The following is a 25,832-nucleotide window of genomic DNA, read 5'->3' on the forward strand; positions in this document are numbered from 1 at the left end:
CCGGCCTTTCGAACCATCCCCGACGGCGGGACGGAGTGCATCGTCGCTGAATTATTGTTGGACAATCCGGCGAAAGCAACCCCGAACCGGTCGGGCGATGTTCGGACGCAACGTCAGGAGTTGGCGAAGCTGGGCTCCGGTGCGGGCTGGTAACGGACCGCCAGATGCGGCGTTTCGAGCCGGCGGCCATCGGCCTGCGACTGCAACGCGGCCGCGACGAGCCCGCTCGTCAGCAGCGTCCGCTCGACCGGATAGGGGGCCTTGCCGGTCATGAACATCGCCTCGGCGCCCGCCATCAGCGGAGCCGAGTACGCGACGTTGGGGTTGGGCGGCAGGTAGAACAACGTCGACAACGGCTGGGCCTGCCCCTTCAGGCGTGCGGCGAAGGTGAAGTCCTGCACCAGGCCGTTGAACTGGAGCATGGTCGCCTTCAGGCCGTCGGCGTACTCGATGCGATACGCGATCGGGGCCTTGACCCATTCGCGGATCTGCTCGTCATTGGGGTAGCGCTGACTGAACGTCTTGGGCTGGGCGATCGTCTGGCTGCGCGACAGCGCGGCCTCGAACAGGCGGGGGTCCCAGCCGCCGCCGGCCCACGATCCCGACGCCATCGCCTTCCAGACCGCGTCGCCGCGCAGGGCGTGCACTGCGGCCACGCCGGTCTCGCCCCCTTTGCGGCGTTCGGCCATGCACTGCATCATCTCCAGCGCGTGGAAGTCGTAGACATCGACGCCGCCGAAGGCGAGGCCCAGCACCTCCTCGATCTCGGCCCCCTGCGGCATGTCCACCGAGGGCATCCGCCAGGTCACGGCCAGCGACGACCCGGCCAGGAACGGGAAGCCCATGGTCTTCGACGTCTCGACCATCTCCTTGGCCCAGTCCCACTTCCAGGACAGATGCTTGTCGTTGAAGATCGGGGCCGTCTTGCCGTCCTCGCGATAGACGTCGGTGATCTGCTTGAACAGCTGATAACGCGGGTATTCCTTCTGGCCGATCGCGTTCGTCGGATACTCGCCGTGCTCGCCGATGACCAGGACGGCATCAACGGCGAGCTTCCCCTGGCCGTGCCGCAGGGCCTCGGCGACGGTCGGATAGATCGTGAAGCCGAACTCCTTGGCCCGGCCGCGGCTCAGGTCGTCGTCGGGCGTCTGGTCGACGTAAGCCGAGACGACGTCGAGATTCGGCCGATGCCACCCCCCCTTGTACGGATAGCCGACCAGGAACCGCTCGGCCATGTGCCAGGCGTGCGAGCCTTCCTTCCAGACGGTCGTGACGATCGCCAGCCGCTTGCGGGGCTCGTCGCGCGCCCAGAGCGTCGACGGCGAGACCGCCGCCAGCCCCGCGCCAAGACCGATCCCGCCCAGGAAGTCGCGTCGAGTCAGCATCCGTTGATCTCCAGGAGACAGGTCGTGGGGGCGCATCCGATGCCGGCGCCGGGGCACGAGTGTCACTCAGGAGCGCGGCCGGATCAAGGACCGCCCGGAATCCGTCAGCGATCAGTCATCCGTCGAGCACGACTGCGCCGCAAGCCAGCCCATGCTCCAGGCCCCCTGGAAGTTGTAGCCGCCGATGGCCCCGTCGAGGTCGAGCACCTCACCGGCGAAATAAAGGCCGGGCTGACGCAGGCTCATGAGCGTCTTCGGGTCCACCTCGTCCAGGTTCACACCGCCGCTGGTTACCTCGGCCTTCTCGAATCCGAGCGTTCCGGTGATCGGCAGCTCGAGGCCCTTGGCGGCCCTGCCCAGGCGCTTACGCTCGTCACGCGAGAGGTCGGGGCCCGTGCGGTCCTGGGGAATCTCGGCGGCCTCCATCAGGCGGACGCCCAGGCGTTTGGGGATCGCGTCGGGGAGGATCGAGAGGACCTGGCGGCGGCCTTCGCGGGCCGAGGCCTGGAGCTGGCGGTCGAGGGACTCGGCGTCGATGGCAGGCAGGAAGTCGATCCTCAGGCGGGGCTCGCCCACGTGCTCCCAGCGGGCCACCGCGCGGCTCACGTCCAGGATCGCCGGGCCGGTCAGGCCGAAGTGGGCGAACAGCAGCGACTCTCGGCGGCGCAGGACCGAGGCGCCCGCGCCGTCGATGACGCCGATGTCGGCGTCGGGCACGGTCAGGCCCTTCAGGTCGGGCACCCAGGCGGCCCCGACGCGGATGGGCACCAGGGCTGGGCGTGGATCCTTGATCGTGTGGCCGAACGAGCGGGCCCAGGAGTAGCCGTCGCCGGTGGTGCCGCTGCCCGGGAACGACTTGCCGCCGACGGCCATGATGACCTTGCGCGCCTGGATCTCGCCGTCGGCCAGCCGCAGCGTGAAGCCCTCCTCGACCGCCTCGACGCCCAGCACCGAGGCCGCCGTGCGTAAGAGGGCACTCGTACGCCCCAGACGCCTGAGCAGTGCGTCCAGCACGTCGACGGCGCGGTCGGTGGCGGGGAAGATCTTGCCGTTGGCCTCGACCTTGGTCCGGACCCCTTCGCGCTCGAACATCTCGACGGATTTCTCCACCGAGAGGCAGCGCAGCGACGGGCCGAGGAACGCACCGCCGTCGCCGAACGCCTTCTGGATGCTGCGGGCGCCCAGCGACTCGCGCGGGTCGAAGGCGGGGTCGATCGGCCCGGTGACCACGCGCAGGTCACGCAGGCCGCGCGCATTGGTCAGGTTGCAGCGGGTGCCCCCCGACATCAGGATCTTCACGCCCGCCCTGCGGTTCTTCTCCAGCAGGACGACCGAACGCCCACGCTCCGCCGCATTGATCGCGGCGCAGAGGCCGGCGGCTCCGGCGCCAAGCACGGCCACGTCATACATCATGGGATCGAGGGGCCTGTTCCCGCGCCCGGCGTGTCGGGGCTAGCCCGACAGGCCCGGGTCAGTCGGTGCGAATGGGGTGCATCTCGGCGAGGCAATGCTGGTAGTGGCGGAAGATCATCTCGACGTCCATCATCGAGAGCCCGAAGGCCGAGGCGATGGCCCGATCGTCGGCCCCAGGCTCCATGTGGCTGCGCACCCGGTTGGCCAGCGGCCGAAGCCGATCGGGCAGTGCGGGGACCGGCGTGTGGCGGCGGTGTTCAACCCAGGGGTGGCCCAGGGCGCGGAACCCGTCTTCGAACCAGTACTCACGGCCCCCGACGTTCAGGAGCCGGAGGAACCAGGGGTTGAATCCGTCGGCGATCAGCCTGGGCTTGCTCTGGCAGAGGTCGTCGCCCGAGGTGAACAGCGGGCAGTCGCCGCCCGGCCAGGGGTAGGCCAGGTCGATGCAGACCGTCTCCATGTTCGGGTTGCCCAGCTCGAACCAGCTCTCCGGCTGCACCACCATCCCGGGAATCTGCGCGAACGGGACCATCGGGCCGATGGCCCCGAGCGGGTGGATCAGGGGGCCTTGCGGCCCGTAGAATCCGTCGGAGATGTGCAGCCAGGCCCGCAGCCCTCGGGGCAGGCGGAACCCATGTCGACGCTCCCAATGCTCGATCGCACGGGTCGAGGCCGGGGGCCGGCACGCCTGAGGGGCGCCGTCGAACGCCGACCGCAGCGCATCGGGCGTGGGCAACGAAGCGGGGTCGAGGCCCATGGCCTCCCCCCATCGCCCGACCGCCTCGATCAGCCCGTTGGTCATCGAGGTTGCCTCCCGCTTGCCCGCCGCGACCGATCGCCGCTCGCCCGCCGGCCAATCCAGGGTCCGTTCAATTTGCACCGGCCGGCACCCCTTCGGTCGTCACTACGCGGCCAAACAGCGACACAACGCCCGCCTCGTCCACCCGAACGTCGATAAACTGCCCGATCAGCCGATCGTGCCCCTCGAACAGCACGACCCGGTCGCACCAGGTGCGCCCCGTGAGCTGGCCGAACTCAGACCCGGGCTCGCGATCCGGCCCCATCTTGCTCGGCCCCTCGACCAGGACCTCGACCGTCGTGCCGACGAACGGCAGGTTGTCCTCGCGACAGATGTCCGTCTGGGCCTTCAGAAGCTCGTTGTTCCGCCGCTTCTTCACGAGCTCGGGGACGTCGTCGTTGAACAACGTGTCGGCCTTGGTCCCCTGCCTGGGGCTATATTTGAAAATATAGCTGTTCTTGAACCGGGCTCGCTCGACCAGCTCGACGCTCCTGCGGAACGACGCCTCGGTCTCGCCGCAGAACCCGACGATGAAGTCGCTGGAGACCGACGCGCCCGGGATCGTCTCGCGGATGCGGGCCAGCATGTCGTCGTACAACGCCACCGAGTACATCCTCTTCATGCGCGACAAGACCTCGTCGCAGCCGCTCTGCGCGGGGACGTGCAGATAACGCGAGACCTTGGGCAAATCCCGGACCGCTTGCAGCAAATCGTCGGTCATGTCGTTGGGAAAGTTGGTGACGAACTTGATTCGCCGGACTCCTTCGATGGCATCAATTCGCGCCAGCAGGTCCGAGAGCCGGGTACGCCGGCCGTCACTCTCTTGATAGCGATAACTGTTGACCGTCTGGCCGATCAAAGTGATCTCGGTCGCCCCCTGGTCGGCCAGGATGCGGGCCTCGGCGACGATGTCGTCGGGGGGCCGGCTCTGCTCGGGCCCACGCACCGACGGGACGATGCAGTACGTACAGAACTTGTCGCACCCCATCATGATGCGCAAATACGCCTGGAATGCGTTGGGACGCATCGCGGGCTCGCGCAGGGGGTCGTACTCGGCGAAGCTGGCCGTCACCGCGAGCCGCCCACCGCCGGTTCGGGGCAGGCTCACGGCCATCCTGGGCGTGCCGGTTTCCTTGGCCTCGGCCAGCAACCGGGAGACCTGCCCGAGCTGGCCGGGCCCGATGACCACGTCCACATGGGGGGCCCTGCGGAGGATGACCCCTTGGTCCTTCTGCGCCATGCACCCGAGCACGCCGATCGACAGCGAGGGCTTCCGCTCCTTCAGCCGGCGGAGCTTGCCCAGGGCGCTGTAAGTCTTGTCCTCGGAACGCTGCCGGATCGAGCAGGTATTGTAAAGGATGGTGTCGGCCAGCTCGATGTCGTCGGTCAGCTCGTAACCTTCGCCGCGCAGCTTCCCCACGACGAGCTCGCTGTCGAGCACGTTCATCTGGCAGCCGACGGTCTCGACGTAGAGCTTCTTGCGAGGCGGGGTGGGGCAATCGTCCGGCATCATGGCGGCTCCAGCACCCGGCGGAACTCATCCGGGCTGGCGGCTCGGGGCACCTTCGACTCGCGAGGAGGGAGTCAAGCCCCTTCTCCGACCCGGTAGCGATCTTAGCACGCAGGCCCCCCATTGGGAATGCCCGTGTTTGGCCGCCTATCCGATGCATGCGATCGGGAAATCCCCCTCTCAGATTCGTCAGGTGTGGATGACACAGGGCCAGGTCATCGGTGGCGTCATTTCTGCCACTTTGATTCCGACACGGGAACCAATTTGCGCAAAACCGAATTTACATCCACCCTCTCCGTTTGCGCGTTTCATTCAATTTTTGAAATTCATCTTCAGACAAGCACTCCAATTGCACGCAAGCAAGCGGAGGAATCCTTTCGTCATACTTCCCGTTAAACCAATATCCAGACGAGGCAAGCAAACGGTTTTCGACGATTGTTCAAATGACAATCATCCTCGATCCCTCTGTCATTCAAATCTTCAAAAATGCTTCTTCGATGCCCATCGGCTTCGCCCGAGAGGGCCGATCCGTGGCCGGAATTTTGCAAATGTGAGGCTCGTCAGAAGAGGTTGCCTGTCGCTGACGGCCTTGCTCAAATGTCTGGAGGCGTGCCTTCACCACGGTCATCCAGAGGGTGTTACATGGTGGCTTCGGACGAGGGAGAGTACATCCCCCCGGAGAATGTCCAGGAATTGCTGCGGCGATACGCGAGCGGCGAGCGCCAATTCCCCGGAGTTGACCTCAGCGATGCCGAACTCGCGGCTGCGACGCTGGACGGTGCCAACTTCGAAGGCTCGTGGTTCTGTGACGCCAGCTTCGAGGGGGCGAGCCTCCGGGGAACCAACTTCCGGCTGTGCAACGTGAAGTGCGCCGACTTCCGGCGGGCCGACCTGACCACGGCGTCGTTCCGACGCGCGGCGGTCGAGGCGACCGACTTCGAAGGTGCCATCCTGACGGGGGCGAGCTTCGAGGGCGCGGGCCACTACGGTTACACGATCCATGACGGGGATGGGTTTCCGAACGGCGGACCAGACGGCTGATCCCGCGCGGTGACTATCCAGAATTCGACGGCAAGGCCGCAAATCGCCTCGTCCGACCGGGCCCTCCCGGGGCTCTTCAATGAGCGCATCACCATCCAAAAGGCGGGGGCATACGCATGTCGCAGAATCGCTCCGCCGGGGTGCGTCCGAGTTAGCGAAGCGAGCGGGGGCCGCCGGCGTCTCCGATGACGAGCCGCTCGATTGCCCCGACCAGGTCGTGCAGACGCTGAGCCGCCTCGGGCCTGGGGCGGGCTCCCGGGCCGGGCTGTTGGAGCATGATCGCGTAGACGACCGGCCCGTTGGGCGATTCGATCCAGCCGGTGCGGCACCGGGTAATGGGGTCGGTATCAAGGCTGCCGGTCTTGGAGATGAGCGTGCGGCCGTTCACTTTCCGGGTCTCCATCGCACGCCGGATGGCCTCGTGGGTCGGCCCGGAAACCCCCTTGAGCGTGCCCGCGGCCAGGCGTTGAATGACGGCGGCGAGCGCCCGCGTGGTGGCCGTGTTGTCGCCGGGCTGGTCGCGAGGGGCGAGCATGTAGCGGCGGGCCTGGATGGGCGCGAAGGCGGGGTCGCGCGCGGCAATCTTCGCGGTGAGTGCCACCGGCCCGCCCAGCGCAGCGGTCACCAGGCTGGCCGCCGCGTTGTAGACGTCGTTGGGGGCCTCGAAGCCGCCCATCATCGTCTCGCCAATCCGCCTCGTTGAGGCGCCCCGGAGCGACTTGCGGATCCCGGCACGCTGGTCGTCGGTGTAGGGGGCAAGCGCCGGATGGCCGGTCTCGTTGAGGATCGCGTCGGCGCCCGGCAGCGGGGCGTCCAGAGCATCCGGATAGGCGGCGAAAAGCTCGATGAGGTAGGCGGTCTTGATGGTGCTGGCGGTGGGCATCACGGCGTCAGGGCGGATGCTCAGCGATGGCTCGCCCTCGACTCCGCCGACCCAGATTCCCGCCTCGACTCCGTCGCCGTGCGCATCGATCATCCCCTTGAACGCGGCGCCGAGGTCTTCCGCCGCCTGGGCGCCGGTCGGGGCGAAGGTCGCCATGAGGAAGGCCAGCAGGAGCGAGGCGAGGGTTCGCGCGGACATGATGTGGCCTCGGGAAATCAGGGGCGGCGAGGCGGTTGCGATTGTTCTCGAACGCCAACCGGCCGGGGGGCTAGCCCAGGCGTTCGCCGGAGAGCTGGAAGCCTCGCAGGAAGTCGGCGGCTGGCATTGACTTGCGGCCCGCCATCTGGACGACCAGGATGCTCACTGCGCCGCGGCCGGCGGCGATGACGAACCGGTCGCCGAGCGCCTCCAGCACGGTCCCGGGCTCGCCACGCTGGCCTTCGGCCTCGTCCACCTCGGTCTTGTGGATCATCAGGCGGAACTCGGCCGCCTCAATCCCCTCGCGTTTCCAGGGGGTCGACGCCCCCGGCCAGGGCTGCATGGCCCTCACCTGGTTGTGGACCTCCTGGGCCGACTTCGTCCAGTCGATCAGGCCGTCGTCCTTGCGCAGCTTGGGAGCTCGGGTGACTTTGGATTTCCGCTGCGGCAAGACCTGCGCGGTGCCGTCGACCAGCGACGGGATGGTCCCGACGATGAGCGGGGCGCCAATCCGCGAGAGCCGGTCTTCCAGCTCTCCGGCGGTCTCGGCGGGGTCGACCGGCGTGCGGGCGACGGCGATCATCCCGCCGGCGTCGATCCGGGGGGTCATCCGAATGACCGTGACGCCCGCCTCGGTCTCGCCGTTCTGGATGGCGCGGGCCACCGGGGCGGCCCCTCGATAGGAGGGCAGGATCGATCCGTGCAGGTTCACCCCGCCTAGCGGCGGGATGCCCAGCAGGTCGGCCGAGAGGATCTGGCCGTAGGCCGCCGTGACGAACAGGTCGGGCGTCAGGGCCGCGATGTGCGCCAGGCTGTCGGCCGCGTTCACGTCCTCGGGCTGGAAGACGGGGATCCCCCGCCCGAGGGCGTACTGCTTGATCCGGCTGGGGATCAGCTCCTGCTTGCGACCCTGCGGGCGATCGGGCTGGGTCACCAGGGCGCGGACGTCGTGGCCCGATTCGCAGAGCAGTTCGAAGGTCGGCAGGGCGAAGTCGCCGGTGCCGAACATGACCAGGCGTGGCTTGGTGGGCATGGCGGAGAGAGCCTCGGTCGTTCGGGCGAGCCGCTCACTCAGGTGAGCTTGGTGGCGGAGGCCGCGGCCATGGCCGCGAGCTGGCCCTCGATGGTGTCGTCGGCGGGGAAGATGCCCTCGAGCTGCGCCTTGCGGTAGCCGGCCTCGACCTCGCGCACCTTGGCGGCGGTGGCCACGCGGTCGGCCTCGTCTAGCAGGTCGATGAACAGCTTGCCCGCCAGGTGGTCGGTCTCGTGCTGGATGGCCCGCGAGAGCAGGTCGTCGGCGTCGATCTCGACCGGCTTGCCGGCCAGGTCAAAAGCGCGGACCCGCACCTTGCGGGCGCGGCGCACCTTGGCGTAGATGCCCGGGAAGCTCAGGCAACCCTCCTCGTCCTCGACGGCCGAGTGCCGCTTGACGATCTCGGGGTTGACGAAGACCTGCTCCTGATCGGCCTGCTCGGGGTCGGCGGTGAGGTTCAGGATGAAGAACCGGAGCGGGATGCCCACCTGGTTGGCCGCCAGGCCGATCCCCTTGGCGGCGTACATCGCGTCGAACATCTGCCGGACCACCGCCCGGAAGTCGTCGTCGATGCGCGCCACCGGCTTCGACTCGAAGCGCAAGGCGGGGTGAGGATACGGGACGATGCGAAGCACGCCGGAGGCTCCCAGGTCGAGAGAAGTTAGGTCGTCCCCGATTGTAGGAAAGCCAGCCAGCCCACGCCAGTCGAGCCGACTCAGCGAGGCGCAACCGGCGCGTCGGGCATGAATGGGTCGAGCGGCAAATCCTCGGGGCGGGTCGGCGGGAACAGCAGTCCGCCGATCACGTTGCCGGACAGGAGGAACGCCGCCCCTTCGGCCCCTGCGTCCGTGGTCGCGTAAAACGAGCCGACCAGATCCGGGGCCCCGACCCGCAGCACCTTCGGGCCGTCGTCGGATTCCAGGCTCAACGTCAGCAGCGGCGGAGTCAGGCCGAGCTTCCCGGGGAACGGGCCGTTTTGATGGACGAATTTGGTCGTGCGAAGCTCCTTCAGCGTCTCCAGCAACTCCGGGATCGGCGTCGGGTCGAAGCCGCTGCCGTCGAACCCCGACGCGATCTGCCAGGCCCCGGCGCTGCCCAGCGGCCCCGGTTTCCGCTCCAGTGCCACCGTCCGGTCGGGCCACCCCAGGACGATCCGCCTGATTCGCGCCGGGTTGAAGGCGAGGACCCTGCGGTCGCGGAACTCGATGTTCAGGATCGCGCCGACGACCGGGTCGACCGTGAAGACGCCGGAACCGCCCAGGATCGCATAGCGATCCTTGGAGCCCCCCCCCACCTCGCGGCCGATTTTCAGGCTTCGCGCCTCGGAGTCGGCCGAGTCGGGCGTCGAGCTCGCCTGCCAGCTCACCTCGGCGAGCGGCCGATCCAGGCCGTACGGGGTGGGCGAGGCGTCGGTTCCGGCCACGAACCGCTCGGCTCGCAAGGTGGACAGCATCCGGAGCACGGCGGCCACCGAATCGGCATCGGCGGCAGCAACGGCCCGGCCGGGCAGGATCACCTCCCAACCACGGCCATCGAGGCCCGCGGGCGAACCTGGCGGTCGCCTCAGCCGGGTCGTTCCGTCGCCCGTCTTCACCGTCAAGCTCCAGACCGGCTTGTCCCCGACCGCCGCCAGCGTGCGGTTGCGGAACGGCCAGGGCTCCGAGGGGAGCGCATCGGCCAGGCTCTCCTGGACCGCCAGGGTCGCCGGATCGCCCTCAACGCGTGCGAAAATCACCTTCTTGAGCCGATCGCGGCGCCCCAGGGCCAGCGTCAGGTCGGCCGGACGGCCCGGGTCGGGCGAGATCGAGCCGGCCTTCGCCGTCGAGGGCGGGGAACCCGACCGGCCCGCGTTGGCCGGCGCCCACCAGAGCCGCAGGGTCGAGGAAGGCGGGTCCACTCCGGCCTCGGCCGCCTGCTCGGGGGCCAGCGATTCGCTGATCACGGCCTCGTTCAGGGCCTTCAGCAGGGCCGCCGCCCCCGCTTGATCGACGTCGAATCGCTGACCGTCCTGCTCGCCGCCGAAGGCTGGCTGCGACGTCATGCCGCCGGAGCCTGACGCGAAGAGCACCACGCTGGACCTCGGCGACTGGTATTCGATCCGCGTCACCTGCCCCGGCTCGACCGCCGCGAGCTTCCTGATGCGCAGCTCGGCCAGCCGCTTGCCCAGGTCGAGCAGCGGGCCGGGATCAATCTTCACCACGTCGTCCTGGCCCGGCCGATGGGCGAACAGGCGGCGGGCGTCCACCGAGTCCGCCGGGGCCTCGCCGCCAATCTCCAGCGTCTGCGTCGCCCGGGGCCCATGCACCTCGACCGTCAGCGTGGGCTTGTCCAGCCCATACGCATGCAGATCCTTGACATCGTCGGCAACGTACCCAGCCCGGCCGTCGGCCACCGCCAGGCCGGTAACCTGGGCCAGCAGGGCTTCCACCTTCTTCGTGTCGGCGGGGGCCGGATAGGGCCGGACGATGCGCCAGACCTTGCCGTCGCGCTTCAAGGCGACGTCCAGGCCCTCCCCCTTCACCGTCAGGCCGTCGACCTCGTGCGCGGGCATCGCCAGCGGCCGGCTCTCGCGCCAGCGCCAGTCGGGAATGTCGGCCAGTGCCAGGGCCGCGGCGTCGACGACGTGAATGCCCGGCTCGCCGGGGACGCGCACGTAGCGGTTGCCGCGGACGACGTCGCCCAGCTCGATCGTCGCCAGCGGCCTCGCGCTGTCCGAACCGTACAGCCGGATCGTTTTCGGACGAGAGCCGAACCCGTAGGACTCGGGTGATCCGTCGACCGTCCCGGCGTCGGGCACCACGCGCAAGACTTTCAGGTTGTAGGCCAGGTTCTCGACTAGCGCGTCGTCGGCCAGAGTATCGACCGGGTTCATGAGCCTCCAGTGCCCCGATGGCTCACGCCTGGCCATGATCGAGGTCTCGCCGCCGTTAATCTCCAGCCGACGCAGGTCGCCCTGCCTCAACTCCACCAGCTCGGGCAGGACACGGCCGCTGAGCCCCGCGCGGTCGAGCGACGTGGGGACGCGCCAGTACTGGGCGACCCAGAGACCGAGCAGGCCGCCGAAGAAGAGGACCAGGAGCAACGCCGTCGATCGATTCTTCATGGACAAATTCCGATCCAATCACGTACCAACGATTCGCTCAGCTCAGCGTCGCCGCGCCATCGCCGTGCCCACCCCCAGCGCGATGATGATGGCGGCGGCCATCACCGTGGGGACGAACACCAGCTTCGTCCGCTTCTCGGGCCCCGACGTCAGCGTCAGCGCCACATGCGTCTTGGGCGCGATGCCCACAAGCTCGGGCTTGCCCCGCAGCCACTGGCTCGCGTTGATGAGGAGGTCCAGGTTGCTCGGCTCGATCCCCACGAAGGCGTCGTCTCCCAGGAAGGGCGACGAGAAGACGACCATCTTGGGCGCCCCGTCCGCCTGCCCTGTGGTCGTAGACGGCCCCGTGATCGCCAGCCCCACCACGATTGGCCCGGCTGCATCCTTGGCCGCGTCGCGCACCGGCGGCGAGACGTCCGGGTCGCTCTCCACCCACGACCCTGGGCTCGTCCAGAGGATCGGATAGGCCTCGCCCACCCCCGCGGGGCCGGGCCCTTTCAGCACCAGGGGAGCGGCCGACGGGACCAGCACCGCGCGATTGCCCAGGCCGTCGGCGATCGGGTGCGGCGGCCCGCCCGGCCCCATCGGCGGAGCGAAGACCATCGTCATCCGACCGTTATAGTTGTAGGTGGGATCGACGACCCGCCCGGGGCCGAGCCGCACCTCGTAGGGGTCGAGCAGGCCCGCGAGCCCCGCCGCCTGGGCCGAGTCCGTCAGCAGCAGCACGCCCCCTCCGCGATTCATGTGCTCCTGCACCTTGGCAAGCTCGTCGGGCTGGAAGGGCGATTTGGGCGCGACGATGATGAGCAGGGCCAGGTCGTCGGGAATCGGGTGCCTGGCCGTGTCCAGGTCGTCCAGCCGCATCCCCAGGGCGCTCATCCGCTGCTTCCAGAGCGCCAGGCTCGGCTGCCTGGGGTCGCCCGAGAGCCCGGTCGGCTCGCCGTGTCCCGCGGTGAAGGCCACGCGGACCGGCTTCCCCTCGACCAGCCGGATCAGGGCCGACGTCAGCGCGTCTTCACCATTGAACCGGGTCGTGAACCGATCGGGCACGGTTCGGCCCGACTCGTCGGCGACCAGCGAGAACAGCTCGTCTCCCCGCACCACGGTGCGCCTGGCGTCGTCCCCCTCGCCATATTGCAGGATCACCCCGCCGGCAGGGCTGAGCGCCACCGAGGGCACATTCCTGGCCAGCTCTTCCCAGGCCGTCGGCTCGGCATAGGGGTTGATCGTCGACAGCCGGACCAGGTCGGGCCTCGCCCCCCGGTACAGGTCCGCAAGCTCGCCCACTCGCGCAAGCTGGGCCTGAGACCTCGCCGCACGGCCGTAATAGGTCGTCAGCGTGAGCGGCCTGTCCAGCGACCCCAGCGCCTTGAGCGTCAGGGGAGACAGGCTGTGCGAGCGCTCCACGGTCAGGTCGATCGGCCGGCCGCCGTAGCGGAACGCGACCAGGTTGCCCACCAGCAGCACGCCGGCCAGCAACGAGGCCGTCAGTGCGGCGTCGGCCGCCCCCACCACCCGGCGAATCGCCGGGCTCTCGTGCTTGAACCGCTCGTTGCGCCTGGCCAGAGTGATCCAGGTGCCGAACCCGCCGGCGAACAGCGGCAAAGACGCCGCCACATAGTCCGACAGCAGCAGCCCCACCCCCGCCAGCACCAGCACCAGCCCCGCGGCGGCCCCCAGATAAAGCCGAAGCGCCAGCCGGCGCAGGCCCGCCGCGTCGTATTCGCCCGCCCTGGGGCGGCTCGCCCCGCGCAGCGACCAGCCGAGCATCCCCAGGGCGGCAAGCCCCAGGATCAGCAGCGATAGAACCGGCCTGGACAACCAGCCACCCATCATCCGGCCGTCTCCCTCGAACGCAGGACTTGCACCGTCAGATAGAGAAACAGCACGCAGACCGAGACGTGAAGCGCCAGGAACCTGAGGTCGAGCTGCCCCACCCCCAGCGTCAGCGCCTGGCCGATCGGCGAGCAATAGCGCGCCACCGCCGACCAGGGAGAGCCCCGCTCCACGGCCGTTCGCTCGCCGATGAACGTCACGAACAAGAGCAGGAACAGCGTGACGAACGTCGCGATGGCCGCCAGCACTTGCTGACGCGTCAAGGCGCTATAAAACAGGCCGATCGCCGTGAACATCATCCCCAGCGTCAGCATCCCCAGGCCCAGGGCCAGCGGCGGGCCCAGGTCGAAGCGGTAGTCGGCCTGGAAGTAGAGGAATGGCAGGTAGAGCCAGAACGGGACCAGCAGGGCGACGAACATCGCCAGGCCCGCCAGCCACTTCGCCATCACCACCTGGGCCTCGGTCACGGGGGCCGTCAGCAACGTCTCGATCGTGCCGCTCCGCCGCTCCTCGGCCAGCAGCCGCATCGTCAGCACGGGCACGGCGAAGACCACCGCGAACCAGAACGGCATGCTGCCGGACAGGTACGCGTTGATGGGACTTTGCGCCACCGAGAGCGTGCGCTGGGGCCGCGCCAGCACGTCGACCAGGTCCCAGAAGTTTAGCCAGGCGACCGCCTGGAACGCCAGCAAGACGAGGTAGGCCGTGGGCGTCAGGAAGTAGGCCGCCAGCTCGCGTGAGCAGAGGGTGAACACATGCCGCATGATGGTCTCAGGCCGCCTCGCTCGGTTCCGTTTCGCCCAGATTCGCGACCAGGCTCGCCGCGCCCACCGCCTGCACGAACCGCTCCTCCAGCGTCGTCCGCCGCAGGTCCAGCCGCCGGATCGGCCAACCGCGACCGGCCAGCGCCAGGCCGATCGCCTCGCGAGGGTCGGCCCCCGGCTCGCTCCGCACGTCCAAGGTCAGATGCTCGCCGTCGCGGCTCGCGACCACCACCTGCGCGACGCCCGCCACCCCACCAACCGCGTCGAGCATCGGCCCGGCCGGCCCGCGCGCCTCGACCACCACTCCCTGCTCGCCCGCCCCGGCCTCCGTCGACGCATCCAGCGCGATCCGCCCACGGGCGATGATGATCACGCGCCCGCAGGTCGCCTCGACCTCGGGCAAGATATGCGTGCTCAGCAGCACGGTATGCGACTGGCCCAGCTCGCGGATCAGGGTCCGCACCTCGCGCACCTGCAACGGGTCGAGCCCCGCCGTCGGCTCATCCAGGATCAGGACATCGGGCTCGTGCAGCAACGCATCGGCCAGCCCCACCCGCTGGCGGAATCCCCTGGAAAGCTGGCCAATAATCCGGTCCCGCACCTCGTCAAGCTTGCAACGCTCGATGGCCGAATCCACCGCCCGCCGCCGCTGCCGCCACCGTACGTCCTTCAGCTTGGCCCGGAACACCAGATAGTCGCGAACCCGCATCTCGCCATAAAGCGGCACATTCTCGGGCAAATAGCCGATCCGCCGCCGAACCTCCAGCGGCTCGTCCAGCACGTCATGCCCCGCCAGCGCCGCCCGCCCGCTCGTCGGCGGCAAGAACGTCGTCAGCATCCGCATCGTGGTCGTCTTGCCCGCCCCATTCGGCCCGAGCAGCCCCACCACCTCGCCGCGGCCCACGTGGAAGCTCAAGTCCTCCACCGCCGCAACGCCGCCATACCGCTTGCAGAGCCGATCGACCCGAATCATACGCCGACCTCGCCCATGCCAACACGCACCGCACCCGCGCGGCCAAGCCCAGAGCTTAACCCCCGCCCCCACCCCTTGGCCACGCCCGCCGTCCCTTTGAGGCGCAACGCCGCCCCGAAGTTCCCGGCCTTCGTCGCAAACCAAGACGCACGACATCGCCCGTCGTGACTCAAAGGCCGGCGCCAACTGATCCATCCTGGATTTCCGGAACGTCCTGAGTCTTGGGCTGTCGTGCAAGCAAGAACCGCCGGCATCACGGGACGTTAAAGAACGTCACGCCAGCGGCCAAGGCGGCGGCTTTCAGCTTTCCATCGAAGCAGGCCATCGGCAAGCCTCGCCTGATTGCCAGCTCCAGGTAAGCGGCGTCGTAAGACGAGAGCTGGTGTGACCGCGCCAGGTGTGTGATGGCGGTGAACGCCCGGCCGGTCGTGCCGTCATCGATGGCGATCGGCAAGCCGCTCAACATCGCGAGGAAGCGGCCGCTGCGGGCCTCGTCAAGCCGCTTGCGGCGTTCGCCCACGAGCAGGGCATTGGCCACTTCCAGCGGCCAGATGGCCGGAACGACCGCCCTGACCGATTTCAAGGCGTCCTGGACGCCATCCGCGTAGAGGCTGGCTTCGTCCTCGAAGCACCAGGCCATCGTGACCGAGCAGTCGAGCACGAGACCATCCTTGGCGTCTTCCACGGTGAATCCTTTCCGGTGGCGATCAGAAGCGGCGGCCGTCTTCGATCAGGTCACGAATGGTGAGGCCGTCACCGAGCGTGTTTCCTTTGCGGAAGGCACGCATCTCGTCGATCAACTGCTGCACGTCGGGCCTTGCCTGAACCGGGCGGGCGGGGACCAAACGGGCCACCGGCTTGCCGTGCTTGGTAATCTCGATTTCCTCGCCTTTTGCCACATCGTCCAGAAGCTGGGGCAAATGGGTCTTCGCTTCGTAAGAGCCGATTGTACGCATGGCAGACCCCTAAACAATCTCGACTGGTCTGGACTAGTCTGACACGAATTGCCCAGTTTGCCAAGCGGTTTTGCTGAACAGGAACGCGACCGTGCGAGGGAAAATGAGCCGGGAGCTGCCTTATATCGATGAGCCAGCCTCGCACCATTCAAGTATGATGCAGCCCGATCAGTGCCATCGCCTCCGCCGCCAACTCGGGCTGGGTAACCAACTGACGCTTCATCTCCAGGGCGGCATTGATCGCCGCAACCCCGTTCGCCTCCTGGGCGAACCGATCGTCGGACAGGCCGCTCCTGAGCAGCCATTCGGCGACATCTTGCCAGTTCCAGGCGGGCGCGGGTCCCGAGATGCCGCCGACGGGCGGGGGGAATCCGCCGGGCCCGGTGGCGCCCGAAACATACTGGTGGACAAGCTGGCGGCTTCGACCGATCTTCCTGGCGATGTCCGATTGGCTCATGAGCCCTTCGAGATCCACCCGCACGATCTTCGGGCCGAGCCCCGCCTTCGCGACATCGGCGATGGCCGACAGGACGGCATCCTTGAACGAGGGCGCCTCCCGGCAGAACGACAGGGTGAGTCGCCCATGTCGCTGCGAGACCGTCGCGTCGTCGCATCCCGCCTCGAAGAGCGAGTCGGTCAATTCGTCGGTGAAGGCCACGCCTTCGGCGAGGCAGATGTCGAAGTCGTGCTCCGTCGACTCGGCTCCCATGTCTTCCATTCGAGTCCCCTTCGTCAGGGCTGGTAGGTGCATCTGGCGAGGTCGCTCCTGATCTTCCTGGCGTGATTGGCCGGGTTCCTGGGAGTGGACCACACGCTGAAACTGCAACCGTCGCGGTTCTTGGCCGGGCAATCGAGACGGCCCCAGGCATGACCGTTCGAAGCCTGCCAGGTCCACCCCAGGGCCTCAGCCTCCTGGACGGCCGCCTCGATCTCTTTGTTGGGGTGCCGTGGCCTCATCTGACCATTTTCATGCCGCCCTTGACATCCGTCAAGAGAACGCCGAGACGAATCTTCCGAGGGATTCACGCCCAAACCCTTGCCGCCCTCACCGCTGCGGCGTCCGGCCTTGCTCGCCCGATTCATTCGATCACTTCGCAAAACAGGACACCCGGATGGCTGGAATCGAACCTCCCCAAATCGCCTCATCAGGAGATTCTTACCAAACTTCCAAAATTTCATGATCGATTGAGACGCATTTCGTGATGAGATTTAGGCGTGTCCCGCCGCGCGACGCTTGCGCAGCCTGGCCAAGATCGCCAAAGTTAGCGATATTCACTCATTGAATCTCCACCCCAAGGAAGCGACGCAGCACCATGGGCAGCACAGAAACCAGCCAGAAGCGGATCGACGCCAATCGACGCAACGCCATGCGCAGCACCGGGCCGAGGACGGTCGAGGGCAAGGCACGGTCGCGCCGCAATAGCATGGTTCATGGACTGGCGGGCGCCGGGATTGTGGTGCCGGAGCAGGATGCCCAGGCCGTACGCGAGCGCGCCGAGCAGTGGAACTCGTCGCTGCGCCCTTATAACGCCTTTGAGATCAACCTGGTCGAGACCATCGCCGTCGAATCGTTGCGCATCGAGCGGTGCCGGATCGAAGACCGGCTGGCTCGCGACTTCCGCGCCCGCAAGGCGGCTCACTGCTGGAGCGAGGAGCGCAAGGTCGCCATCGAGCGCGAGGCGAGCGCCCTGAGCGCCAAGCCCGCCGCGACGGCCAACCTGCTGGCCACGTCCGCCCCGGGCTGCGACTGGCTCATCGACCGATGGCGGCTGCTCGGTCATGCGCTCGACAAATCAGGTGTCTGGACCGACGAGCAACACACACTCGCCCTCGACCTGCTGGGCATCGCCGGTGCGCTGCGCGACCTGCCCAACCCGACGGATGCCGACGAGGGCGAGAGCCTGCTCGAACACCGACAGTGCCTCGTCGACGACCAGCTCGAACGGCTCCTGACCCTCAAGGACGACGGCCACGACGACATCGAGGAGGAGCACCGCGAGGCCGCCATGCAGGGCCTGAACACGGTCGACGACCCCAAGCTCATCTTGCTCCGCCGATATGAGACCGCCAGCCTGCGGCGGATGCGGTGGGCCCTCGACCTGCTGAACAAGGGGAAAGGGCTGCCCAACGACCAGAACCGAAACCCCAAGTGGGACGACGACGGACCCGCCAGGTCGCCCCGCCGCCCGGGGCCAGGCGCGAATGCCGACGAAGGCGCCGAACGAAGCCAACCGCCGCCGGAAAACCTCTTCCACAAGGCCATGGAGGCCGCCCGGGCCCTGCCGCCGAGGCCTTCGACGCGGCCCGAGATCGCCTCGATCGCCAACCCGAAGCCCGAGAACACCCCTCGCGCGGCCGATCGCCGGTCGCGGCAGGCCCGCAGGCGGCGGGCCGCGTCCTTGCAGCTCATGTCCTGCTGACCAGATGATGCATATTCAGGTCGCCCCGGTGCATGCTTCGCGGCAAGGTGCGTCGCCCTGCGCAGTCACAGCGATTTGACCGGATGCGGAACCGGGGCAAGAGTTGCGTTCCCGTTCGGCGGCTAGCCTCCCGGACAATCTCGGGGGCCGGCCGACGAATCCTCTATCCACGCAGGCGCCCCAGATCGACCCGACCCGTCGGGTTGAGGCCGCCTGCGAGGGAGCCACCGACGATGCAAGCGTTCGAGGATCGGAGACCGCCGGGCCGGCCCTATGGGGGCCTGGTCGACCGCCTGCTCCGCTACGGCCTTCCCGGCGTCGTGCTGCTGATAGCCGCCTGCGTTCTGGCGGTCATGGTGATGTACAACTCGTTCAAGATCGAGGTCGGCACCGGCGAGCAGGCCGTGCTCGTCCGCCTGACCGGGCTCGACCTGGAACCCGACATGGAGCTGGCCCCGCCCCCCAAGGCCGGCGCCTACTACAAGGGCGTGCAGGCGGGCGGGCCAAATAATGGCGTGCTCACCGAAGGTAGGTATTTTTATAATCCGTACGTCTGGAACTGGGAGATCATGCCCCAGTTCGTGGTGCCCCAGGGCAAGATCGGCATCCGCATCGCGCTCGTCGGCGAAGACCTTCCCGCCGGCCACGCCCTGGCCGATCCCGGCCAGAAGGGGATCATCCGCGGCCAGGCCTTGAAGCCCGGCCGTTACCCGTACAACCCCTACGCCGAGACCATCGAGACCCACGACCCGGTCACCGTGCCGGCCGGCTTCCGGGGTGTTCTCACCCTGCTCGCCGGCCGCGAGCCCAAAGACCCGAACGTCTTCCTGGTCGAGGACGGCGAGCGCGGGGTGCAGACGAAGACGCTGGAGCCCGGCACCTACTTCCTGAACCCTTACGAGACGCGGGTCAGCCAGGTCGACTGCCGCTCGCAGCGGTTCAACCTGGGCTCGGAGACCGGCGGCACCGACTTCCTCTCGGCCGACGGATTCCTGGTGTCGCTCGACGGGGCCGTCGAGTTCCGCGTCCTGCCCGAGCGCGCCGCCGAGGTCTTCGTCAAGTACAACGAGGAGCACGACGGCGACGACATCAAGGACCAGATCATCTCCAAGATCATCACCCCCGAGAGCCGGTCGATCTGCCGGATCGGCGGGTCGAAGCTCACCGGCGGCCAGTTCATCAGCGGCACCGACCGCGAGGTCTTCCAGCGCGACCTGATCAAGTCGCTCACCGAGAACTGCAAGAAGCAAGGCGTCGAGATCCTCGCCGTCGCCATTACCTCGATCCAGCCCCCCGAGGAGATCGCCGGCCCGGTCCGTCAGCGCGAGGTGGCCAAGCAGGAGCGGAGCCAGTTCGTCCAGGAGCGGCTCCAGCAGGTCTCGGAGGCCCAGCTCAAGGTGCAGCAGATCCTCGCCGACCAGAAGCGCCTGCTCGTCGAGGCCGAGCAGCTCGTCGTCCAGAAGACGACCAAGGCCGAGGAGGAGCAGCAGGTCGCCGTCACCCTGGCCGAGCAGCAGCTCGCCGTCTCCAAGACCAAGCTGGAGGCCACCGTCGACCAGGCCGCCGCCATCCGGGCCAAGGCCGAGGCCGACGCCGAGGTCATCCGCTTCAACAACAAGGCCGAGCTCGCCGGCCTCGCCGCGCGGGTGCAAGCCTTCGGCGGCGACGGCGCGGCCCTGGCGCAGAACATCCTCGTGAGCAAGCTGGCCCCAGCCTTCCGCTCGATCCTGTCCAACTCCGAAGGCCCCCTGATGGACCTCTTCGGCCAGTTCACCGCCGAGCCCCCCCCGCGCCGGCCCGCGGCCGATTCTCCCCAGGCCGCCGCGAAGCCAGAAGCGAAGCCGGACTCCAAGCCCGAAGCCAAGGCTGACGCCGAGTTGCCCAAGTCGGTCTTCTCGAACACACGGGAGATGCCATGAACCGCCGCCTGACCGAGTTCCTGACCGGCACGGCGGTCGTCGTGGTCGCCGTCCTGGCCTTCGCCTACTTCGGCATCTGGCAGTGGATGTTCTGCCGGGTCGAGGTCCCCCCCGGCCAGAGCCTCCTGCTGCGTTACAAAGGCCCCTTCCCCTTCGGCCTCACCGAGAGCGCCCCGGAGGGAACGCTGGTCGACCTCGACTCCCGGGGCCGGCCCAAGCTGGTCGGCATCCTGGCCGCCATGCCCGGCCCCGGCCGCCACTTCTACTCGCCGCTCGAGTACGAGCGCAAGCTGGTACCCGACACCGTGATCAAGCCCGGCGAGCTGGGCATCGTCAACTCCAAGGCGGGCAAGGCCAGCCCCGACGGCTCTTACCTGGTCGACGAGCCCGGCTACCGAGGCACCTGGCGCAAGGTGCTGACCCCTGGCCGCTACCGGATGAACGGCTACGCCTACGACGTGAAGGTGGTGCCCGCCGACGCCTGCGTCGACCCCGCAACCGCCGTGGTGCGCCGCGAGGGCGACCCCATCCTGATTCCCCCCGGCTACGTCGGCGTGGTGACCAACAAAACGGATAACCCCCGGACCAAGCAGGTGCAAGGAATCCAGGACCGGGTCTTGCAGCCGGGCCTGTATTACATCAACCCCCAGGAAAAAGTCGTCAGCATCGTCAGCATCGGCTACAACGAGACCAGCCTGAGCGTCGAGCAGGACGTGGAGGCCACCGCCCGCGCCAACGCCGAGGCCGCCGCCCGTCCCGCGCCGGCCGCCGACGCCCGCCTCTTCGCCAGCAGGCCCGTCCCCCGCGACCCCATCTACAAGGCCGGCAAGGGGATCGAGTTCCCCTCCAACGACGGCTTCCTGATCCACCTGGACTACACCGCCATCTGGGGCATCGTCCCCGACCAGGCCCCAGGCGTGGTCCGCCAGTTCGGCAACCTGAAGGACGTCGAGGACAAGGTGATCCTGCCGCAGATCGGCTCGATCTGCCGCCTCCACGGCTCCAAGCGAGGCGCCGTCGACCTTCTGGTGGGCGACTCCCGCGAGGCTTTCCAGGAGGAGTCGGCCGACGAGCTTGAGCGGGTCCTCGCCTCCAAGAAGCTCTCGCTCCTGTTCGGCTTGACCAGGCATATTTATGTGCCGGCGCAAGTGCGAGAGCCGATTCAGAAGGCCAAGATCGCCGACGAGCTGAAGCTGACCAGCGACCAGAAGCAGCTCACCGCCAAGGCCCAGGCCGACCTCTCCGAGGCCAAGGCCAAGGTCATCCTCGAGGAGAACCGCACCCGGGCCGAGACCGAGAAGAAGGTCGCCCAGGTCGCCGCCGAGGGCGAGAAGATGGCCCGCGAGATCGAGGCCACCACCGAGAAGCTCCGAGCCCAGATCGACGCCAAGGCCGCCCTCACCGACGCCCAGGCCTCCCGCACCATGGGCGAGGCCCGGGCCAAGACCATCGAGCTGTCCAACCAGGCCAAGGCCGAGCGCTACCGCCAGTACGTCGATTCCCTGGGAGGCCCCGCCGCCTACAACCGCTACGTCTTCGCCGAGGGCCTGCCCGACGACCTCCGCCTGAGCATCTTCTACGCCGGCCCCGGAACCTTCTGGACCGACCTGAAGGGCTTCGACCAGACCATGCTCGGCAAGCTAGCCTCCGACCAGACCACAACTCCGGCCCCGGCCAAGCCCCCCCGCGTCAATCCCTCCATCGCCCCCGCCGGCCTGGAGGCCAAACCTCGCTGAGCAATCCCGAAATCACCCGAGGACGCATGGGCAAGTTCCATTGTGCCCATGCGTCCGCATTCTGAAACCACGGGACGACCCTTCCCTGGTCTCCGCTGCGAACGGCGACTTCTCATGGGTATCCGTGATGAAATTCAAACACGAACATATCATTGCAACAACAATCATCTTCGTCGTGGCGGGAACCTATGCCTTCAAGACCTGGAAGGCTTGGCCCCCGCTGACGACCCTTGAACGCGGCCTCGTCGGCAATTGGGTCACTCGAGTCAGAGACACCAAATATTACAACGGGTCATCGACCAAATCCCGTGAACACTGGGAACTCCGGCGCGACCACACATATTCCAGGTCGGTCATCACGCCGGGCAACCCGGAGTACGTGATGCTCAACGGCGAGGGCCGTTGGGCCGTCGAAGGTTCCAGGCTTCATCTCAAGGCCTTCAAAATCGACTCCCGAACCGTGAACGTGCCCCGAGACATCCTGAATTTCTTGCTCAGTCGCGGAAAGCCGTGGACCTTCCCTGGGGCCAACATCGGGCTGCTCGCCCCGATCCGGCTCATCGACGGCGAGACCTGGGAAATGGAAACCCCCTACAACCGGCCAATCATCTGGAAGCGTGTCCCCTAGACTTCAGGCCAGCCACCTTGCACACGACCAAAACCAACCTTCCTGGCACGACCGACGTATGATGGAATGGCCCAAACACTCTGGATCAGATCAGGGAGCGAAACCCCATGGACCCGCAAGTGCAGGACCATCGACCGTCCGTCGAATTGCTGGAATCCCACCACATCTTCCCCGGCGTCTTCCGGATCAAGGTCATCGGCAACGTCGCCGACGACTTCGAAGGCCGGGCGCTGGCGGCGGTGCACCAGGAGGTCTCCGGGGTCAGCGAGGTCGACCACTCGATCCGCAATACCGTGAGCGGCCGGCATATCTCGCTGACGCTCGACATCAACGTCCAGACCGCCGAGCAGGTGCGGGCGATCTACGGCCGGTTGCAGGAGGTCCAGGGCCTGAAGCTGCTGCTCTGAAAAAGCACCGGCGCGGCCCCGATCGGGCCGCGCCAGGTCCGTCCTCAGAGCACCGTCTTGAAGTAGTCCAGGGTGCGGACCAGGCCGTCGGCACGCTCGATCGTCGGGTTCCAACCGAGCAGGGTCTGGGCCCGGGTGATGTCGGGCCGGCGCCGCTTGGGGTCGTCCTGCGGCAGCTCGCGGTAGTCGATCGTGCTCTTGGTGCCGGGGACCATCGCGATGATCTCCTTGGCCAGCTCAAGCACGGTCAGCTCCGACGGGTTGCCGATGTTCACCGGCTCGACGAAGTCCGAATTCAGGAGCCGGTAGATGCCGTCGACCAGGTCGGTCACGTAGCAGAAGCTCCGCGTCTGCTGCCCCTCGCCGAAGACCGTGAGCTGCTCGCCTCGCAGAACTTGCCCCATGAACGCCGGCAGCACGCGCCCGTCATTCAGGCGCATCCGGGGTCCATACGTGTTGAAAATCCGCACGATCCGCGTCTTCACCCCGTGGTACCGGTGATAGGCCATGGTGATGGCCTCGGCGAACCGCTTGGCCTCGTCGTAGCACCCGCGCGGGCCGATCGTGTTGACGTTGCCCCAGTAGTCTTCGCGCTGGGGGTGAACCTCGGGGTCGCCGTAGATCTCCGACGTGCTGGCCAGCAGGAACCGGGCGTCCTTGTTCTTGGCCAGGCCGAGCGCATTGTGCGTGCCCAGCGAGCCGACCTTCAAGGTCGGGATCGGGTGCGCCAGGTAGTCGGCCGGGCTGGCCGGGCTGGCGAAATGGAGGATGTTGTCGACCGGGCCATCTACCGTAATCGGCTCGCTGATGTCATGCTCGACGAACCGGAAGGAGGGATTGTCCAGGATCTGGAGGATGTTGTTCCGGGAGCCGGTCAGCAGGTTGTCGACGCAGACGACCTCGTGCCCCTCGGCCAGGAACCGCTCGCAGAGGTGCGAGCCAACGAACCCTGCGCCGCCGGTGATGACCGTTCTCAATGTCCTGACTCCTTCTCGTCCCGAGGGTCGGCCGTCGACCCTGCATCGTGTTCGTCGTCCGCGGGGCGCCGTCCCGGCGCCAGCCGACCGAGGATCCGGCCGGCCCAGGCCGCCCATGTTCCATCGAGGGGGGCCCGCGATGAAAGCCCTTGACCCCCGAGTGCGGAGCCGTCCTCGTCACGGGTCACGCCGAATGGCCGGGCGACGGCGTGATAACCGGCCAGATCCAGCTGCATCGTCATGGCGAACGCCGCGTCCGGATTCCAGCTATGGACGACGAACCGAGTGGCCCGCAGGTGCGGCCTCGGGCCGTCCCGGCAGAGCCAGCGGACGACCTCCATGCCGCAGTCATCTCGATGGCTCTGCACGAACGTCTCGCCGCCGAGGTCGTGATCAAGGTGCACCTCGTCCCACCCCTCGGCGGCCTCGAGCATCTCGATGCACTCGCCCACCGTGCTCACCCAGACGGCCTCCGGGCAGCCTGCGAGGAAGGCCCCCGCGCGGCCCGGATCGTCATCGAGGAACAGCACTCGCGCGGGTTCCGGCGTCGTCTCGTCCCCGGCCGGCTTCGTCATCGGGGCGCCTCGCCCTGCGCCGCCGCCCGCCATCGCTCGCGGACTTCGGGGAGCGGGTAATCGAGGAGACTGACGCCTTCCTGCCCCATCAGCTCGCAGAGCCGCAGGTAACCGCGCGTGACCCGCGTCTCCTCGGCCGAGACGAACTCGGGGTCGAGTTCGGCCTTGTCGAATGGCCCCTCGACGGCGACCGGCTCGAAGCCCTCGGCCACGATGAACTGGGCCCTCGACGGGTTGCAGCGGAGGTGCCGCTCGGCGACCTTGTGGAGCAGGTCGGGCTCGACCTCGCCCAGGACGTACCGCAGGTAGAGGTCGGAGTCGACGAGGTCGTCGACCTCCTGCCCGCAGACCTCGCAGAGATATCCCTGGTCGCAGACCGCCATGCACGTCGCCCCTTGTCCCGGTCAGATCGTGTCGCCGAGAAGGTCGGACATCGCGTAGAGCCCCGGACGCTTACCGGCCAGGAACGCCGCGGCGTCCAGGGCCCCGCGGGCGAACCCGTCGCGGTTCAGGGCCCGATGGGACAGCTCGAGGCACTCGCCCATCAGGCCGAAGACGACCGTGTGCTCGCCCGGATTGTCCCCGGTGCGCAGGGCGTGCAGGCCGATCTCGCCGCGGGGCCGCTCGCCCACCTGCCCCTCACGCCCATTGACGAACTTGCGGATCCCGATGGCGCCGGCCACTTCCTCGGCCAGCCTGAGGGCCGTGCCGCTGGGGGCGTCCTTCTTGAAGTGGTGGTGCCGCTCGATGATCTCGACGTCGGCCTCATCCCCGAGCGCCTTGGCCGCCTCGCCCGCCAGCCTGATGAGCAGGTTGACCGCACGGCTGAGATTCGGCGAGATCAGGAGCGCGATCTCATCCTTGGCGGCCCGGATCTCTTCGAGCTGCTCGGGCTCGAATCCGGTGGTGGCGACCACGACCGGGATCTTCCGCAGCCGGCACGCCGCGACCAGGGCCACGCTCGCCGCCGGGGTGGAGAAGTCGATCACCGCATCAATAGGAACGGTCTCGGGCAGGGTGCAACTGAGCGGCACACCCAGCGGGCCAAGCCCCAGGACGACGCCCACATCTTCGCCCAGCTTGGGGTGCTCGGGGCGGTCTACGGCCGCGCCCAAGGTCATCCTGGGGTCGTCCTGGATGAGTTGGATCAGGCGAGTTCCCATCCGTCCGGTCGCGCCATGAATGGCGACCGAGATCGACTTCGTTTCCAAGGTATCCCGCCCTTCGATCGGCCTGTCAGACATGAGAATTCGGCCTATTTAATGCGCGCCGACGG

25 protein-coding genes are annotated in these 25,832 nt (G+C 67.8%); 6 read left to right on the forward strand and 19 right to left on the reverse strand.

Going from position 1 to position 25,832, the window contains the following annotated elements:
* Nucleotides 1-113: 113 nt before the first annotated feature.
* From EP7_RS24650 to miaB, 4 genes are all read right to left on the reverse strand, one after another.
* Nucleotides 114-1,385, reverse strand: a complete 1,272-nt coding sequence (locus EP7_RS24650) for a twin-arginine translocation signal domain-containing protein (protein ID WP_463524868.1) — start codon at nt 1,383-1,385, stop codon at nt 114-116.
* A gap of 111 nt (nt 1,386-1,496) precedes the next feature.
* Entirely contained in the window at nt 1,497-2,795 is a 1,299-nt protein-coding gene (locus EP7_RS24655; RefSeq protein WP_463524869.1) for a BaiN/RdsA family NAD(P)/FAD-dependent oxidoreductase, read from the reverse strand.
* 61 nt (nt 2,796-2,856) lie between these two features.
* Entirely contained in the window at nt 2,857-3,678 is an 822-nt protein-coding gene (locus tag EP7_RS24660) for an SMI1/KNR4 family protein (RefSeq protein WP_463524870.1), read from the reverse strand.
* On the reverse strand, nt 3,668-5,107 hold the full coding sequence (gene miaB, locus EP7_RS24665; RefSeq protein ID WP_463524872.1) for a tRNA (N6-isopentenyl adenosine(37)-C2)-methylthiotransferase MiaB: 1,440 nt from the start codon (nt 5,105-5,107) through the stop codon (nt 3,668-3,670). Before miaB ends, EP7_RS24660 begins: the two co-directional genes overlap by 11 nt.
* Before the next feature lie 642 nt (nt 5,108-5,749).
* Between miaB and EP7_RS24670 the strand changes: the two genes are divergently transcribed.
* Nucleotides 5,750-6,148 carry a pentapeptide repeat-containing protein gene (locus tag EP7_RS24670; protein WP_463524873.1) on the forward strand — a complete coding sequence of 133 codons (399 nt, stop codon included), beginning with the start codon at nt 5,750-5,752 and terminating at the stop codon, nt 6,146-6,148.
* Between the two features lie 151 nt (nt 6,149-6,299).
* Here EP7_RS24670 and EP7_RS24675 read toward each other — a convergent pair whose 3' ends face one another.
* The 11 genes from EP7_RS24675 to EP7_RS24725 form a co-directional block, all read right to left on the reverse strand.
* A complete protein-coding gene (locus EP7_RS24675; RefSeq protein WP_463524874.1) occupies nt 6,300-7,229 on the reverse strand; it encodes a serine hydrolase in 930 nt (309 codons plus the stop codon).
* 70 nt (nt 7,230-7,299) lie between these two features.
* Nucleotides 7,300-8,262 carry a methionyl-tRNA formyltransferase gene (fmt, locus tag EP7_RS24680; protein WP_463524875.1) on the reverse strand — a complete coding sequence of 321 codons (963 nt, stop codon included), beginning with the start codon at nt 8,260-8,262 and terminating at the stop codon, nt 7,300-7,302.
* Nucleotides 8,263-8,300: 38 nt separating this feature from the next.
* A complete protein-coding gene (gene def / locus EP7_RS24685; protein WP_463524876.1) occupies nt 8,301-8,897 on the reverse strand; it encodes a peptide deformylase in 597 nt (198 codons plus the stop codon).
* A gap of 80 nt (nt 8,898-8,977) precedes the next feature.
* Nucleotides 8,978-11,365, reverse strand: a complete 2,388-nt coding sequence (locus EP7_RS24690; RefSeq protein ID WP_463524877.1) for a DUF4340 domain-containing protein — start codon at nt 11,363-11,365, stop codon at nt 8,978-8,980.
* A gap of 42 nt (nt 11,366-11,407) precedes the next feature.
* Nucleotides 11,408-13,198 carry a Gldg family protein gene (locus EP7_RS24695; protein WP_463524879.1) on the reverse strand — a complete coding sequence of 597 codons (1,791 nt, stop codon included), beginning with the start codon at nt 13,196-13,198 and terminating at the stop codon, nt 11,408-11,410.
* On the reverse strand, nt 13,198-13,965 hold the full coding sequence (locus EP7_RS24700) for an ABC transporter permease (protein WP_463524880.1): 768 nt from the start codon (nt 13,963-13,965) through the stop codon (nt 13,198-13,200). The genes EP7_RS24695 and EP7_RS24700 overlap by 1 nt, the downstream gene beginning before the upstream one ends.
* A gap of 7 nt (nt 13,966-13,972) precedes the next feature.
* Nucleotides 13,973-14,938, reverse strand: a complete 966-nt coding sequence (locus EP7_RS24705) for an ABC transporter ATP-binding protein (protein ID WP_463524882.1) — start codon at nt 14,936-14,938, stop codon at nt 13,973-13,975.
* A 253-nt stretch (nt 14,939-15,191) separates the two neighbouring features.
* On the reverse strand, nt 15,192-15,623 hold the full coding sequence (locus EP7_RS24710; protein ID WP_463524884.1) for a type II toxin-antitoxin system VapC family toxin: 432 nt from the start codon (nt 15,621-15,623) through the stop codon (nt 15,192-15,194).
* 22 nt (nt 15,624-15,645) lie between these two features.
* On the reverse strand, nt 15,646-15,894 hold the full coding sequence (locus EP7_RS24715) for a type II toxin-antitoxin system Phd/YefM family antitoxin (protein ID WP_463524885.1): 249 nt from the start codon (nt 15,892-15,894) through the stop codon (nt 15,646-15,648).
* Between the two features lie 148 nt (nt 15,895-16,042).
* Entirely contained in the window at nt 16,043-16,612 is a 570-nt protein-coding gene (locus EP7_RS24720; RefSeq protein WP_463524886.1) for a hypothetical protein, read from the reverse strand.
* A 14-nt stretch (nt 16,613-16,626) separates the two neighbouring features.
* Nucleotides 16,627-16,851, reverse strand: coding sequence for a hypothetical protein (locus EP7_RS24725; protein WP_463524887.1), 225 nt, complete (start codon nt 16,849-16,851; stop codon nt 16,627-16,629).
* A 356-nt stretch (nt 16,852-17,207) separates the two neighbouring features.
* Here EP7_RS24725 and EP7_RS24730 point away from each other — a divergent pair, with 356 nt between their 5' ends.
* The 5 genes from EP7_RS24730 to EP7_RS24750 all read left to right on the forward strand — a co-directional run bounded on the left by EP7_RS24730 (nt 17,208) and on the right by EP7_RS24750 (nt 23,004).
* The gene (locus EP7_RS24730; protein ID WP_463524888.1) at nt 17,208-18,314 is read left to right on the forward strand and encodes a hypothetical protein; all 1,107 of its coding nucleotides are present in this window, start codon (nt 17,208-17,210) and stop codon (nt 18,312-18,314) included.
* A gap of 233 nt (nt 18,315-18,547) precedes the next feature.
* Entirely contained in the window at nt 18,548-20,233 is a 1,686-nt protein-coding gene (locus tag EP7_RS24735) for an SPFH domain-containing protein (protein WP_463524890.1), read from the forward strand.
* A complete protein-coding gene (locus tag EP7_RS24740) occupies nt 20,230-21,969 on the forward strand; it encodes an SPFH domain-containing protein (RefSeq protein WP_463524891.1) in 1,740 nt (579 codons plus the stop codon). The genes EP7_RS24735 and EP7_RS24740 overlap by 4 nt, the downstream gene beginning before the upstream one ends.
* A 127-nt stretch (nt 21,970-22,096) precedes the next feature.
* On the forward strand, nt 22,097-22,597 hold the full coding sequence (locus EP7_RS24745; RefSeq protein WP_463524892.1) for a hypothetical protein: 501 nt from the start codon (nt 22,097-22,099) through the stop codon (nt 22,595-22,597).
* Nucleotides 22,598-22,704: 107 nt separating this feature from the next.
* Nucleotides 22,705-23,004 (forward strand): YbeD family protein, encoded by a 300-nt coding sequence (locus tag EP7_RS24750; protein WP_463524894.1) that lies wholly within the window; start codon nt 22,705-22,707, stop codon nt 23,002-23,004.
* Nucleotides 23,005-23,048: 44 nt separating this feature from the next.
* On the opposite strand, the gene EP7_RS24755 is transcribed toward EP7_RS24750, so the two are convergent.
* Genes EP7_RS24755 through dapB form a run of 4 tightly spaced genes read right to left on the reverse strand, consistent with a single transcriptional unit; the run spans nt 23,049 to nt 25,767 of the window.
* Nucleotides 23,049-23,981, reverse strand: a complete 933-nt coding sequence (locus tag EP7_RS24755; protein ID WP_463524895.1) for a UDP-glucuronic acid decarboxylase family protein — start codon at nt 23,979-23,981, stop codon at nt 23,049-23,051.
* Entirely contained in the window at nt 23,978-24,556 is a 579-nt protein-coding gene (locus EP7_RS24760) for a cyclic-phosphate processing receiver domain-containing protein (protein ID WP_463524896.1), read from the reverse strand. Before EP7_RS24760 ends, EP7_RS24755 begins: the two co-directional genes overlap by 4 nt.
* Nucleotides 24,553-24,939 (reverse strand): hypothetical protein, encoded by a 387-nt coding sequence (locus tag EP7_RS24765; RefSeq protein WP_463524897.1) that lies wholly within the window; start codon nt 24,937-24,939, stop codon nt 24,553-24,555. Before EP7_RS24765 ends, EP7_RS24760 begins: the two co-directional genes overlap by 4 nt.
* 21 nt (nt 24,940-24,960) lie before the next feature.
* Complete coding sequence (dapB, locus tag EP7_RS24770; protein WP_463524898.1) at nt 24,961-25,767, reverse strand: 4-hydroxy-tetrahydrodipicolinate reductase; 807 nt, start codon at nt 25,765-25,767, stop codon at nt 24,961-24,963.
* Nucleotides 25,768-25,832 lie beyond the last annotated feature (65 nt).

The organism is Isosphaeraceae bacterium EP7, from assembly GCA_038400315.1.
Classification (GTDB): Bacteria; Planctomycetota; Planctomycetia; order Isosphaerales; family Isosphaeraceae; genus EP7.